Annotated in this window: 11 protein-coding genes and 1 pseudogene; 4 read left to right on the top strand and 8 right to left on the bottom strand. The window is 53.5% G+C overall.

Features of this window, described 5'->3' with window-relative positions:
• Window positions 1-193 precede the first annotated feature (193 nt).
• Together NYE74_RS29735 and NYE74_RS29730 are read left to right on the top strand one after the other, a co-directional pair.
• Window positions 194-379 carry a hypothetical protein gene (locus tag NYE74_RS29735; RefSeq protein ID WP_036625631.1) on the top strand — a complete coding sequence of 62 codons (186 nt, stop codon included), beginning with the start codon at window positions 194-196 and terminating at the stop codon, window positions 377-379.
• 17 nt (window positions 380-396) lie between these two features.
• A complete protein-coding gene (locus tag NYE74_RS29730) occupies window positions 397-645 on the top strand; it encodes a spore coat protein (RefSeq protein ID WP_036625634.1) in 249 nt (82 codons plus the stop codon).
• A gap of 162 nt (window positions 646-807) precedes the next feature.
• Here the strand turns inward: NYE74_RS29730 and NYE74_RS29725 are convergent, their stop codons facing one another.
• From NYE74_RS29725 to NYE74_RS29715, 3 genes are all read right to left on the bottom strand, one after another.
• The gene (locus NYE74_RS29725; RefSeq protein WP_036625637.1) at window positions 808-3900 is read right to left on the bottom strand and encodes an AAA family ATPase; all 3093 of its coding nucleotides are present in this window, start codon (window positions 3898-3900) and stop codon (window positions 808-810) included.
• Window positions 3857-5053 (bottom strand): exonuclease SbcCD subunit D, encoded by a 1197-nt coding sequence (locus NYE74_RS29720; RefSeq protein ID WP_124331868.1) that lies wholly within the window; start codon window positions 5051-5053, stop codon window positions 3857-3859. Before NYE74_RS29720 ends, NYE74_RS29725 begins: the two co-directional genes overlap by 44 nt.
• A 521-nt stretch (window positions 5054-5574) precedes the next feature.
• A complete protein-coding gene (locus tag NYE74_RS29715) occupies window positions 5575-5859 on the bottom strand; it encodes a DUF6809 family protein (RefSeq protein ID WP_270619654.1) in 285 nt (94 codons plus the stop codon).
• 454 nt (window positions 5860-6313) lie between these two features.
• Here NYE74_RS29715 and NYE74_RS29710 point away from each other — a divergent pair, with 454 nt between their 5' ends.
• Complete coding sequence (locus NYE74_RS29710) at window positions 6314-6529, top strand: helix-turn-helix domain-containing protein (protein ID WP_036625643.1); 216 nt, start codon at window positions 6314-6316, stop codon at window positions 6527-6529.
• Window positions 6530-6638: 109 nt separating this feature from the next.
• Here NYE74_RS29710 and NYE74_RS29705 read toward each other — a convergent pair whose 3' ends face one another.
• The 5 genes and pseudogenes from NYE74_RS29705 to NYE74_RS33450 form a co-directional block, all read right to left on the bottom strand.
• Window positions 6639-7034, bottom strand: coding sequence for a DUF1259 domain-containing protein (locus tag NYE74_RS29705; RefSeq protein WP_227872733.1), 396 nt, complete (start codon window positions 7032-7034; stop codon window positions 6639-6641).
• Window positions 7035-7080: 46 nt separating this feature from the next.
• A complete protein-coding gene (locus NYE74_RS29700) occupies window positions 7081-8523 on the bottom strand; it encodes a glycoside hydrolase family 30 protein (protein ID WP_341005425.1) in 1443 nt (480 codons plus the stop codon).
• A gap of 135 nt (window positions 8524-8658) precedes the next feature.
• Window positions 8659-11352 (bottom strand): beta-glucosidase, encoded by a 2694-nt coding sequence (locus NYE74_RS29695; RefSeq protein WP_036625649.1) that lies wholly within the window; start codon window positions 11350-11352, stop codon window positions 8659-8661.
• Between the two features lie 621 nt (window positions 11353-11973).
• Window positions 11974-13077 (bottom strand): glycerol dehydrogenase, encoded by a 1104-nt coding sequence (locus tag NYE74_RS29690; RefSeq protein ID WP_036625650.1) that lies wholly within the window; start codon window positions 13075-13077, stop codon window positions 11974-11976.
• Window positions 13078-13585: 508 nt separating this feature from the next.
• Window positions 13586-13834: pseudogene (locus tag NYE74_RS33450) on the bottom strand (cell filamentation protein Fic); the annotation flags it as partial.
• A gap of 125 nt (window positions 13835-13959) precedes the next feature.
• Between NYE74_RS33450 and NYE74_RS29680 the strand changes: the two are divergent.
• A complete protein-coding gene (locus NYE74_RS29680) occupies window positions 13960-14706 on the top strand; it encodes a GTP pyrophosphokinase (protein ID WP_036625652.1) in 747 nt (248 codons plus the stop codon).
• The last annotated feature ends 123 nt before the right edge of the window (window positions 14707-14829 follow it).

Here is a 14829-nt window from a genome sequence, read left to right as displayed (position 1 = left end):
AACAGCAGCATTTGGGGATGGCAAGTCCGGGAACTGACGCGGAAATTTATAGGCAATGCCATAGTTTCGAACGCGAGCCGTCACAATTCATTCATCATTCGCCCTTTCCTGGAGCGGGAAAACGCGGCTGCCCGCATATTTGTCCGCAATCGGAAGACAATAACCAGTGAATTCCAATGAAAGGAGCGAGAGGATGGCCCAAATCAATCAAGTGGAGCTGCAAAACCTGCGGCATCTGATCGGCGCCCACGAGACGGAAAACCAAAAGATGCTGACCTACGCGCAGCAATGCACCGATCCGCAGGTGAAAGCTTATTTTGAGAAATCGGCCCAGGCCGCGTTAAACACCAAACAGCAGCTGATGTCATTTTTGAAATAGGGAGGAGGCAGGTCAACATGATGCAGGACAAAGAAATGGTCAACGATGCGCTTTCCATGGTCAAAAGCAGCTTGACGACCTATACCAACGTGATCTCGGAATGCGCCAATCCCCAGCTGAGAGCCACGATTCAGCAGATCAGAAACAATTGTGAAGCATCGCAATACGAGCTGTTTCAGCTCGCCCAATCCAAAGGCTTTTACCAACCGGCCATGATGGCCGACAACCAGGAAATTCAACAGGTGAAGTCGCAGTTGGGCAGTTGATATCAGGGAATTTACGAACGCAAAGAAGATGGCCTCGGTAACCGCCGAAGTCATCTTTTTCTTTACGTCTTTCATCAAATTACGAATCGGGACTCAACTTATGATGTCTTATGATCAATAATGCAAAATTAGCGAAAAAAACAGGCGGCCGTCAACCGCAAATCAGGTCAGCACAAAACGCGTGTGGCTGTGGCCTTCTTTCGTTTTCTTGACCTCGAGAATGGCCGGGATCGCCTGCTTCAGTTCCTGCACATGCGAGATGACGCCGATGATGCGCCCGGATTGCTGCAGGTCGATCAGCGTTTCGATCGCCTTGTTGAGCGATTCTTCGTCCAACGAGCCGAAGCCTTCATCGATGAACATCGTTTCCAGCGAAATCCCGCCTTCGTAGGCCTGAATCACGTCGGCCAAGCCGAGCGCGAGGCACAGCGAGGCGTTGAATTTTTCCCCGCCGGACAACGTCTTGACGTCGCGAAGCTGGCCCGTATAATTGTCGTACACGTCGAGTCCGAGGCCGCTTTGTTTCCCGCGTTTCTCCATCCGTTCGCTGCGGACGAGGTAAAATTGGCCGCCGGACATCCGGGCCAGCCGCTCGTTGGCATGGTGGATGATTTTGACCAAAAATTCAATTTGCAAATAACGCTCGAACGAGATTTTTTTGCTGTTTTCCCCGCGCACGACGTCATACAGTCCTTTGACCAGCCCATGCTCCCGTTCGGCTTCCTGCCACGTTTGCTCCGCGCGCACAATGTCCTGCTTGCTTTCCTCCGCTTTTTTGCATTGGGTTTCGGCCAGCAGACACTCCTTCCGCAACGTCTCCACTTGCCGCTCCAGCTCTTGCAGCCGCAGTTCCATGGAGGCCAGGTCCTGCCGCTTCTTGTCGGCCAATTGCGCCCTCATTTCCTCAAGCTGGGCCCGGTTGGCGGCCACGGCGGCGTTGTAGGCTTCGATTTGCTCCTTCAGCGCCTGGCGTTCGGCATCCGCCATTTTCACGGCTTTATACTCTTCCTCCGCGGCGAAGCCGGCCTGGGTTAAAGCTTGGGCATAACTTTGCCGGGCCTTCTCCCGCTGAGCCCGGGCGTCCGCAAGCTGGCTCTCCGCATGGCTCAGGTTTTCCCCGGCTTTGATGCTCTGCCCGTTCGCTTCCTGGTAGCGCTGCTGCGCTTCATGCCAAGCCGCCTCCAGTAAAGTCTTCCGCTGCTCCGCCTGCCGAATCCGCTCTTCCAGCTGATTCAAGCTGCGAGCATCCTCGGGCAAGGCCGCCAGCTCCCGATCGAACAGCGCCTTCTCCCGCGCATAACTTGTCTTCTGCTCCTGGCTGGCATGGTCGGCCCGCTCTTTTCGCAACCGCAGCTCCTCCAACCGCTGCTCCAGAGCTTCCAGTTCCTTGCGCAGCTCCAACAGCCCGGCGTGCTGTTCCTTGAGCGCTTTTTCCTCGGCGGCCAGCGCTTTCCCTTCCTTCACCAGTTCGTCATAAACATGGCGGATGTCGGCGGGATCAAATCCATGCTCCCGCACCTCCTGCAGCCGCTCGTCCATTTGCCGCCGCGTTGCGGCGAGTTCCGCCTGCGCTTGCAGGTAGGCTTTTTCGGCATCCGCTTTGTCGCGGCGCAGCCGGTCGAGCGCTGCTTTGTCCGGCGCATCTCCCGAAGCCGCCGCCTTCTGGGGATGATGAACGCTGCCGCACACCGGGCAGGCTTCGCCGTCCTGCAGAAGAGCGGCGAGTAAACCCGCCTGCCCTTCCATCCAACGCTCCTCCAGCGCCGTATACAGCTCGTTGGCATGTTCGTAAGCCGCCTTCGCCCCCTGCTCGGTTTCCCGCTCTTTTTTCGCTTTTTCGGACAGCTTCAAATACTCCTGCACGATCTGGGCCTGCTGCCTAAGAACGGCCAATCTCGCGGATTTATCCGGCAACAAGGCCACCCGCTCTTCGATTTCTTTGACCCGGCCCCCCTTGGCGGACCGCTCCGTCCTTAGCAGCTCTAACTCGCGCTGAACTTGCTCCGCCTGCTTGGACAGCTTCTCGGCTGCCGCGGCGAGCGCGGCGACAAGCTGCCGCTTGGCGTCAAGCTCTTTGACCGTCGGCAGAAAGCCCTGCAGCCGGTCAAGCTCGCGCAAAGCCTGCTCCCTATCTTCCTTCCTGCCTTCTTCCTCGGCATACCGGGCCGCTGCCGTCTCCAACAGCCGCTTGGCCGTCTCGTTTTGGGCCTGGGCCGCTTCCAGCAGCTTTTCTTTTCGCGCCAAATCGTCCGCCGCTTCCGCATCATGCCGTTCATACACCTGCAAATGCACGGCCTGCTCCGCCCGCTTAAGGCGCGCCGCTTTTTCCCGGTATTCCGGCTCCTGCTCGGCCAGCTGCTGCCAGGCTGCAGCTTTCTGCTCGAGGAGATCAAACTGCTCGTTGACGCTTTTGGCCTGATGATATAACGCCGTTTGCCGCTGATGCTCGGCCGCTTCCCGCTCGAGCTGTTGCTTTTTCTCGTTGGTCTGTCCGGCGAAATAGGCGATCTCCTGATCCAGCGCCTCGAGCACCTGATGGGTATTGTAATATTCCTGCCGAAAAACGGTGTGCAGCGCGGAGCCTTCGCGCCCGCCCAAAGCGCTTTTGGCCTGCTCTATGTACAAATCCCGCGTCTTTTGCAGACTGTGGCAAATTTGCTGCATTTCCTTGCGCTTTTCGTTGAGGTGGTCGGCGACGTGCTTGTACAGTCCGGTCTTGAAAATCCGCCGCAAAATCTCCTCTTTATTCTCCGTCTCCGACGTCAGCAGCTTGCGGAATTCGCCCTGCGGCAGCATAACGATCTGGATGAACTGCTCTTTGGTCAAGCCGATGAGCTCGCGGATTTTTTGGTCGATTTGCGAAACGATCTGACGGTCGGTCAGAGGGATCTCTTCTCCATTCGCCAATTCATACAGCTCGTACCGGTCGCCCGTCGCCACCTTGTTGCCCGCTTTAACGTGGGCAAGCTGCCGGAACACCCGGTATACGTGCCCTTTTAGCTCGAATTCGAAGTCCACCGAGGTGTATACCTGATCGTCCGCGAAGTGGCTGCGCAGCATCTTGCTGTCATTCCGGTCTTCGCCGCTGGCGCTGCCGTACAAGGCAAAACAGATCGCGTCGAAAATCGAGGTTTTACCCGCTCCGGTATTCCCGGAAACCACAAACAGGCGATGTTCCTCCAGCTCGGAGAAATCGATGACTTCCGTATCTTTATACGGCCCGAACGCCGTCATCGTCAGCTTCAATGGCTTCATCCCGTTCCCCTTCCTTCAAGACGATTTCCTGCAGCGTCTCGGCAAACAGCCGTTCCGTTTCCGCGGACGGCTCGTCGCCCGTAACTTCCTGATAAAAAGCCCTGAACAAAGAATACCCGTCCATTTGCGCGCGGCCCTGGGTTTCCTGCAGATCTCCCGTCAGGCCGCGGATCGCCTGTTTCCGCTCCACATGCATGGCGTTCGGATACACCGAGCGCACCCGTTCCATCGGGGACAGCACCAGCGCCTCGTCCAGCAGGCGCACAAACACGTAATCTTCGTTGACGGGATGGCGCTCGATATCGGCGATCAGCCCTTCCACCGTGCGCATATCGCGCCTTGGGACAAGCGGCCGCTGTTCCACTCGCACCTGCCCCGTACCATCCAGCTCGACGATCAAATATCCTTTCCGGTGATGCTCCTCGGAAATCGAATATTTTAGCGGCGAACCGGCATAACGGACCGTTTCATTAGCGACATGATGCGCCTGATGCAAATGCCCCAGCGCCGTATAATGAAATCCGGCAAAATGCCGGGCGCTCACATGCTCGGCTCCACCGATCGCCAGCGGCCGCTCCGAATCGCTGGTGTTCGCTTCCGGCTCCCCGTGCGGCGTCACGAAGGCATGTCCGACCAACACATGTCTCGCGCCCGGATCCATCGTCCGTTTGATCGCGTCCGTAATGACCCGCATCGCGTCATCATGGGTGCGGACCTCCTGCTCGCCGAACGTCTGCCGCACTTTGCCGGGTTCGGTATAAGGGACGAGATGGAAATGAACCTCCCCATGCTCGTCGCGTAGCACCACCGGTTCAAGCGGGGAGGACAGCACCCCCGCAATATGTAATCCCGACGCCCTCATGATGCGATGGCCGAAATCCAGCCGCGTCGGGCTGTCGTGATTCCCGGCCACTGCCAGCACCGGCACCTTAAGCCGCAGCACGATGCTCTCCAGCACATCGTCCAGCAATTGCACGGCCTCCGTCGGCGGAACCGCCCGGTCGTACAAGTCGCCCGCAATGATTACCGCATCCGGCCGCTCCGCTTCAATCTCATTTACAAACTGCTGCAATACGTGCCGCTGATCCTCCGTCATATATACGCCCTGCACCAGCTTCCCCAGATGCCAGTCCGCCGTGTGAAAAATTTTCATCAGCTTCCGACCATCCTTTCTCTTCTATGACCAAAACACGATTCTAGTGTATTTATACCTCGCCGGTTTCTATTTTCGTCTAAGCAACTCTATTATATCAGAAGATTCAGCTCAAAAAGCTCCAAATGCCCCGTGATTCCAGCTCCCCGGCCGCCCCAAATACCAGTGGTTCCCACGCCACGGCCGCTCCAAATGCAAATGTGCAGTTGAAATAAGCTAAAATCGGTAAATTTGCCCAGTGAAATGCAAAAGTGCAGTTGAAAATGAGGTTTGGAGACAAGTTTGATCAAAATGGCAAAAATCGCCTGCACTTTTGCATTTGAACCCGTATAAATGGCTTGATTGGGGCCGAATGAACTGCACTTTTGCACTTCGTTCGCTTGCGGGGTAACGTGAGGAAATGGATACTTCAGACTAGTTATATAATTACGGCTAAGCACGGACTTTCTAAGGATTTCCCATGGACTTCACTCGGACTTACGTCGGTGCAATCTCGGCGTATCTAACGATCGTTATCTACACTACAACCCAAGCCCATCCTTAGCCGAATACACATCGATCATCATCAGCGTCCCCAGTTGAAAGCCGTTCACAAAAGAAGCTGCAGCCAATAACGATTCCGACTCGAGACGTAAATCCAGCATAACCTCAAGCTGCTTAAACTCATTAGGCGAAAGCTTCTCTTTCCACATTTGTATGGCCTCGGATAGTTTTCGATTTACGGCTCGGTACTCGGGATCTGCAGGGACAATCGTTGCCTCCGGGTGGATTTCACCGCAGTATAAGGCTTCCAGCATGCTTTTCATTTTCATCTTCCTTTCGTAGTGGGTCGCGGCGCCTTGAAAGAAAGACATACACATGTTAAATTTAGGGTGCAGTCTGTCGATCAGGCAACTGCGTGGCGGAAGTGGCGAATTCTTTTGTGGGAGTGAGCCACTTCCCTTTCTTATGCATGGTCGTCCAGTTTCTCGATGCCCCGTCTCATAGCCTCGTTTCTAGTCACCTTATGCTTTGCTGCATAGCGTTCGAGGATATCATTATGCCTCTTATCAAGCCGCACCGTAAGACGGATTTCTTTCGGATTTTCCGAAAAAGGACGCCCTATTTTCTTTAGCTATGGATTTCACCTCCCAAAATTTATTACTCTTAAGAGTAAAATTCCTATTACCAATATACTACTCTTAAGGGTATAGGTCAATACACTTTTTTCCGAACTATGCTATAATAATTGCGTTTACTCTTTAAGGTAATGGAGGAACTATGAAAATTCGTATACGCTTACGGGAAATCCTTGCCGAACGGAATATTTCGCAAAGACAATTCGCCCTGTCGATGAATATGCGGATTGCGACCATCAACCATCTTTGTTCCGATTCCGTGGACAGAGTCTATATCCGCACGCTGGAGCAGATTTGCAATGCTTTGGAAATTACGGTCGATCAACTGATCGTGTCCGTGGATGAGAATGATCGATAGAGACCGCCCGATTGCGCCGCGGCAAAGGTCCGTAAAATGACAAAGTCCTCAAACCGATCCAACGGGTTTGAGGACTTTTTATATGGCAGCTAAGCAACGTCGGTATTCCTTACGGTGTTACAATCCGGGTTGTCAAAACGTCCAACGCATTGCGAACTTCTTTGGCAAATACCAAGGGTTTCTCTTTCTTTTCAAAATGAATATACCAAAGGTTGGGTTTATCAAAAAGCCAGTGGTTATGCAAGGCCGTTACCTTTATATTATGCTTTCTAAGACGGGTGATAAACGGATTGATCTCAGCGGTCAGGATCACGGTTTCTCCGAGACAAAGAGCGCGTCCGTCTTTACCGATGCTCTCGAAAGAGAATGCTTGGGGGATCGCCAGAAACGATCTGCTTCGCTTGCCCAGAATAATAGGTTTAATATTATTACGGACTCTCGATGCGGTGCAGACGCCGTTAATAACTTGAGGTGTTGCACCGGAGCGAGCTCTGGCCGGATGAATTATGAAATTTTTCCGTCGGCCGGTTTAAAAACCTATTTCTTAAATCTTAGCCCGGCCACCTGAACGTGACCGCTGAATGTGAGGGCAGCGAGTAGACGAATGAACGCGATTTCCAGACCACCTTGACGGTGTGCGGCGTCTCGCCGGTATTGGCGGCGATCAATACGATCGTGCCGTCCGCGTTGCGGAACGCCACGTTCTCGATGTCCGCTTCGGCCGGCGAGGATTCGATCCGGACCGCTCCGGGACCTACGAATTTGCTGGCGTGGCCCAGCGCGTAATATTCCGCATTCCGGGTTACCGCACCGCTCTCCGGGTCGATGGTCACGACGCCGCGGCAATCCGTGCAGCCCCCATTTACAGGACCGCCCTCCGGATCAAGGGCCAAATTCCAGAGCAGCACCGTCTCCGCCCAGTTGCGGGTGGCGCCGATGAGCAGCTTGGACATCAGCCAGCTCAGGTTGCTCCCGAAATCCTCGCTCCAGCTCCCGCCGCTGCATTCCGTAAAATAGACCGCCTTGTCCGGGAACGCGTCATGAATCCTGGTCATCACATTCGGCTCGCCGCCGTAGCAGTGATAAGCCGTCCCCTCAGTATACCTGCTCGCCTCCCCGTTGCCCAGAACGGTTCGCGCATACGATTCGCCGAGATCCCAGTTGTGATCGTAGGCGATAATTTTGGTGCCCAGCCCGCTCTGCTCGATGGCCGGGCCGAGGTAGCCGCCGATAAATTTCGCCTGCTCCTCCGCCCCCATGCTCATGCTCGGATAATCCGGGGTGGTGAATTCGGGTTCATTTTGCACCGTAATCGCATCGATCGGAACGCCCGCCGCTTCGTATGCCTGAATATATTTGACAAAATAATCGGCATATGCGCGGTAGACCCGCTCGTCGGTATAATCCAAGTACCAGCCGTTATATACGGTTTCCCCGTATTTCATCCAGGGCGGAGCGGTCCAGGGAGTGCCGAGAACCTTAAGCTGTTGATTTTTATTGACGATTTCCCGCATCAGGCCGATGACCCGGGCGTCCCGCTGAACAGAGAAGTTGTTTAATTCAAAGTCCGTTTCTCCCTGAGGAACATCGTCATAGGTATAGCTGCTCGGCTTGCCGGATTCATCCACGGAAAAATCGGACGCTCCGATCGTATGGCGAACGTAGCTGAGGCGAATTCCGCGGTCCGTAAACAAATCGTCCAGCAGCGCCTCGCGCTGCGAAGCGGACAGCTTCCCGCCGATCAAATAAGCGCTTGAACCGGTAACGGCCGCGCCGAACCCTTCGATCGTCTGATATCGCCGGCCGGCATCCACTTCGATGACCGCGTCGCCGTATTTGCCTGTCCCGCTGAAGACCGATACCGGCTGGGGCGTCAACAGATTATTTCGATCGGGCGTCGTCAGCCAGGATTCCACAGTCAGTTCGCCGGCCGAAAAGCCGGTGCGGGACAACTGCAGGAACAGCAGGACAACAACACACGCGATAAAAGTCAAAACAACCCGGTAACGGATAAGCGCCTCCCCCTTTCTCTTTGCTTATACACAGAAAGAGCCGAAGCAAAGTGCTGCGGCTCTTTCCGCTACTCTTTTATTCCGTCCTTAAGCGGATGACGGGCGTGCAACAAGATGTTATTTCCCCGACGGGCTTCCGACGGTCACGCTGGTATTCAGGCGAATATCCTCGGAAGAGCTGCCGACATAAATCGGAACTTTGCCTTGCGGCATCACCCATTCGCCCGACTGCTCGTCCCAATAAGACAGCGCTTGGGGATCCAGTTCAATCTCCACCCGCTTCTGCTTGCCCGGCTGAAGCTCGACCTTGGCCCATCCGGCCAGCTGTTTCGGCGCCGTTTCAACTGCGGCCGGCAGCTTACCGGTGTACACTTGCACCACTTCCGCCCCCGTAACCTTGCCGGTATTGCGCAAATTTAGCGATACTTTGATTTTACGGTCGTCTTTATTGCCGCTTACCTTGGCTTTCGCGTTGCGGTACTCAAAATTCGTATACGACAAGCCATGTCCGAAGGCAAACGCCGGCTTGATGCCGCTAAACTCGTAACCGCGATAACCGACCATCACGCCTTCGCTGTAATCGGCCTTACTGTCGATGCCCGGGAACTGCTGCTCGGTCGACACCGGCGTGTGTTCATCGTCCACCGGGAAAGTCACCGGCAGCTTGCCGGAAGGGTTGACTTTGCCGAACAAAATGTTCGCGATGGCATGACCTTGTTCCTGCCCGGCATACCAGGCTTGCAGGATGCCTTTAACATTCTGCCGCCAGGTGTCCATTTCGACCGCCCGGCCGCTCATCGAAACGACGATGGTGTTCGGATTGGCGGCAGCCACCTCGGCAATCAATTGGTCCTGGTTGTTCGGCAGCTCCAAATCGGAACGGTCGATATACCCTTCGCTTTCATAAGTGCGAACCACGACGATAGCGACATCGGAACGCTTGGCGAGATCAACCGCCTTCTGCATTGTTACATCGACCGCTCCGGCCGGCGGTTCCCATCCGAACCGGATCAGTCCGCCGAAATCGGAATCCAGGTTGTCCGGCCAATCCGTGCGGTATTCGATGCGGACGTCGTGTTTTTCTCCGGCGGTGAGGTTCACCTTGGCTTTGCTTGTTTCCACCTTTTCGCCCTTGTTGTCGATCAACAACTCGCCGTCGAAATACAGCTTGCCGGATCCGATGCTCGTAATGGACAACGTATACTCGCCGGTTTTGGGCGCGGCGATCGAGCCGGTCCAACGCGCTGACATCATGCCGTTATATTCGTTGGGCAGCTTCGTCAACTTCTGGGATTGCCCATTCAGCCCATCATAGTTATAAAAGCCGAGATTCATGTTGACTTGGCGGTCCGTTCGGGTTAGGGACGGTTCGCCTTCCATTTTGTTGTTGGTCCAGTATTCCCCATGCAGTCCCGATTCTTTGGATGACCCGTAAGCGGATGATTTGCCGCTTGCCGGGAACAGCATGGAAGAAGGCACCGCGGACGGGCCGTTGACGATATCTCCGGTGGAGATCGGGTCGGTTCCCGGCGCATACTCCACTTGAACTCCTTTTCCGGCCTGCTCCCGGATCGCTTCCAGCGGGCTTACGGTATACGTCGGCTGGACCAGGGAACTGCCGCCAACCGTAGCGTAGCTGTCCGCATCCGGGCCGATGACGGCGATGGAGTCCAGCTTGTCCGCATGCAGCGGAAGCGCGTTATCTTCGTTCTGGAGCAGCACCATGCTTTCTTCGGCCATTTCCAGCGCGGCTTGGCCATGTTCCTTGGCGGGGATTTGCACGTTCACGGCAGGCTTATCGAACAATCCTTTATCGAACATCTGTACTAAGATTCTTCGAGCCATTCCATCGATTACATCTTCTCCGACCTGGCCGTTCTTAACGGCGGCCAACAGCTTGTCTCCCCATTCGCCATAAGGCTTGCCCGGCGTTTCCAGGTCGAGGCCGGCCAGCGCCGACTCCGCCGTACTTAGATTGGCGCCGTAGTCGCTCATAATAAACCCTTTAAAGCCAAGGCGGTCTTTAAGAATTTTCGTCAGCGCCGTCTCATTTTCGCAGGCGAAAACACCGTTGATCCGATTGAAGGAGCACATGGCCGAACCGAGGTCGGCCTCTTTCACCGCAGCCGCAAACGGGCGGGAGTAAATTTCCATAATCGCCCGTTCGCTTGCCCGGGTGTCCACCGCAAACCGGTCCGTCTCTTGATTGTTCAGCAAATAATGCTTGGCGGTGGCAATCACCGGATATTTCTGCACGCTGTTCACATATTCGACCCCAAGCTTCGATTGCAGGAGCGGGTCTTCACCAAGCGATTCAAAATTGCGGGAGCCCCAAGGCAACCGTGCGATATCGAAACCCGGTCCAAGCAAGACGTTATGAGTCGTATTATACGCCTCATTGCCGACCAGATCTCCGTAGCGCGCCGCCGTTTCCGTATTCCAGGTGGCTGACAGCGCGATCGGCGTCGGAAAAGCCGTTGATTTTTTACCCTGAATTTCGGAGTTCGCCACACGGACGCCGGTCGGACCGTCGGCCATGGTCAACGCGGGGATTCCCAAGCGTTCAATCGGGGCATTGTAAAAGCCGTAGTTGTTGTTAACGTCCCCCGTTACAAAATCGATCTTCTCCTCAAGCTTCATTTCCCGAAGCAGCAGCTCGGTCCTCTCCTCAGGGGATTTGGACATGTCGAACCAAGGCTGTTCGGCATTTGTCCCGGCTGCTTTGACCGTGCCGAACGGCGAAATGATTGCGGCCGAAACGATCACTGCAGCGAGCATCATACGAAACAGCATTTGTGATGTTTTTTTCACTGGTTGTTCTCCTCCTTATGCATAATCGGATGCTGCAAATTTTTTCGTCGGTTGCCCCAGTTCCTCTCCGTCTCTTAACGGTATGTACGCAGGCGGAGCAACCGATGGAGCTGACATGCATTGGGCAAATTACGTGTTCAAACGCTTAATACAAATTGCTCACACGTGAAAAATAAGATTTAGTAACGCTTCTTATCCCGGGCGTGTTTGGGAGCGTCCTATCTGCCGACCGACGAATGCCATCATTTTCTGGTGCGTACTCTCGGCTTGAACCGCCGCCCCCGCATGCCTAAATAAAACGTTAAGCTAAAAATTCGCTGAATGCACTACCTAAAAAATGGAATGCCTATTCACATATCTGGAAAATAATATAAGTAACCGTTTTATTGTAGGACTTTATAACTTAAAATTTTGTAACTTTTATGACCTTGATAAGACTGAAGTTCCAAAAAAATAGTGCTTATTTTTCCGGAATAAGTTACAAAAAGTTAACTATTGAAAATTAGAACAAAGTAACTAAAGTACAAAGAAAAAGCGAAAGCGCACGAGTTGCATGCACTTCCGCTTTTTGGATTTTCTCCGGCTGATTTCGCCCTGCGTTATAACGCTGAACCGATCGGTTTAAGCCGATCCCACCTGCTTGCTCAACACATCAACCGCCAAGATGGCGTTGGCGACTTGCTCGGGCGTGATTTCGCTCGACAGATTCACCATCGTTTCATTCGGCTGCGTGGCGGCTTGGCCCACTTTCAGCAGTTCCTCAAAAGTCACATGTTCCAGGTGCAGTTCCTTCAAGGTTGTCGGAAGCCCCAGTTCCTGGTAAAAGTCAATATACTTGATGATCTCCGCCTCGGGATGCAGTTCCAGCATCAATTGAACCAGCGTGCCGTAGGCTACCTTTTCGCCGTGGGTTAAGTGATGGATATCGCCGGACAACACCGTAAATCCGTTGTGGATCGCGTGGGCCGCCGCCAAACCGCCGCTTTCGAAACCGAGGCCGGACAGCAGGGTGTTCGCTTCGACAACCGCCTCCACATGCCGGGTAACCAGCCCTTTTTGCACAGCTTGATAAGCGGGAATTCCGTACTTGAACAGCGTTTCTTCACAGGCTTGGGCAATCGCTTGCGCGGCAATGCTCGTTTTACCCCCGGACATGGCGGTACCGTTGCTTTTTACCGTGGCGCGCACTTCAATCCAAGTTGCCATCGCGTCGGCGATCCCCGAAGCGAACAGGCGGGCGGGCGCTTTAGCCACAACGGCGGTATCGACCAGAACCAAGTCGGGATTTTTATGGTAAAACCGGTAGGACTCGAATACCCCTGCATCGCTATAGATTACGGACAAAGCGCTTGTGGGCGCATCGGTCGACGCCGTGGTCGGAACGATCACCACTTTGGATTTCAGTTCGTCGGAAACGGCCTTGGCCGTGTCCAGCGTTTTGCCGCCGCCGACGCCAATGACGAAATCGACGGATTGCGACCGCCCCTCCTGGGCGATGCGGTTCACTTCATTGGAAGAAGCTTCGCCGTTAAAAGAAACGAAATGAAACTCCTTGCCCTCCGCGGACAAGCTTTGCTTGATCACGTCCCCGGTAATGCCCCAAACCACCTCATCGGCGATGATCAGCGGTTTACGGCCCAGCTCTTTAATGTGTTTGCCCAGTTCCTGCAAAGCGCCTGCGCCCTGAATGTATTTGCCCGGTGAGATAAAAACGATGTTTGCCATTGCGATCGCTCCTTACATGGTTTTTGTTCATATTCGGTTTTAACATGTGCCAATCATTCTATATTATGCCAAATTTATCATACCCAATTTATTATACCAAACTTTTATTTAAAGTTCGTGTTCAAAAAGTCAGGTTTTCAGGACCGAAGCGTATGCTTACGATGTGCGTTTTTTCAAAACGCTGTAGGTCGGATGAAGCTAGGGACTGAGTAGCGGAGCGTAGTTGAGACTACGTGAGCAACGGAAGGCCCGGCTGAATTCAAGATTCGACGTCGAACCCGCTTCATGAACGACTTCGTCATGGAAAGATGACTTTTTGAACAACCTCTTAAACGTGGTATTTCTCGATCGGCTGGTTTAACACCCATTCCAGCATCTCAATCTGGGCTTGTACAACAGGGTCATTAGCCCTTTTGGCCGACAGTTGTTTTAATTCATATAGTTTGCGCTTGATTTGGTCTTCCGTTCTCATGATATTCCCCCTATTTGCAGTGGTCCTAATGCGATTAACGTAATCGATAGCTTCGGAGTGATTGACGACTTCAAAATGCTCGCGCAGCTTTTTGCCGCCGATCGTTAAACCTTCCTCAAGCACGAGCTTCGTTTCAAAGAGGGGAAGCGTGTTGCCTTCAATCGCATTCGAGTTGTACGTCCATTCTATCCGATATACCTCGTCCAGATTTTTGACGGCCGCCGGCGGGAATGGCCGAACTGCGTCCGGCTCTTTTTTTAATTGTTCGATGGTGTCAAAGCGCATATCCCCCCTCCTTAACTATATTTACCATTATAGCATCCCCCTTTCTGGAATCTACCTTCCCCCCTGCGGTATAATAAACTTATTGAATTATTTTCAGACTTCTTAGCCAAAAAAGGACGGTAAACATGACCGATATTTCTTTACCCTTGGAACAAATGAGAGCCTTACAGAAAAAGCTGACCCGTTTTTTGATGATGTATAAGTTCGCCTTGCACGAGATGGAGACGAAAATCGAGATTCTGCAGGAAGAATTTCAAATGCTGCACGACTATAATCCGATCGAGCATACGAAATCGCGCCTCAAATCCCCGGAGAGCATCATGAGGAAAATTTACCGCAAAGGCGGTCCGCTCTCCCTGGACGGCATCAAAAGCAGCATCCACGATATCGCCGGCATCCGGATCACCTGCTCCTTCATTTCGGACATATACCGGATCAGCCAAATGCTGCAAAACCAGAAGGATTTAAACGTGCTGTCGATCAAGGATTACATCAAGTACCCGAAACCGAACGGCTACAAAAGTTTGCACATGCTGGTCGAGGTTCCCGTGTTCATGTCGGACGGCGAAGAGCCGGTGTGCGTGGAAATTCAGATCCGTACGATCGCCATGGATTTCTGGGCCAGCCTGGAGCACAAAATTTTTTACAAATACAATGAGTCCGTCCCGGAGCGGCTGCTTCAGGATTTAAAAAAAGCCGCCGACACCGCGTACGAGCTGGATATAAAAATGGAGCAGCTGCAGCGGGAGATGGAGGAGATCAAGCTTGCTAATCAGGCCGCCGCGGCAGGCGAATTTCAGCTGCTGATCGACGACCGCAAGATCAACATTCCCGAGAATTTGCTTAGACTGCTGTCGGGAGAGCCGGAATAATCGCTGCCGCACAGGCCGGCTGGTTGATTCAAATAAACAGCTATAAAAAATAGGTGCAAAAAGTGTCGTTATTTCGGCGATATCCGTTCATTGAGAGAAATAGAGGCAATTTATGTCGTTATT

Source organism: Paenibacillus sp. FSL P4-0127 (genome assembly GCF_038007325.1).
In the GTDB taxonomy this organism is placed as follows: Bacteria; Bacillota; Bacilli; order Paenibacillales; family Paenibacillaceae; genus Fontibacillus; species Fontibacillus macerans.
Note: the sequence above shows the minus strand (reverse complement) of the source record. Positions and strands in the feature narration are given on the sequence as shown.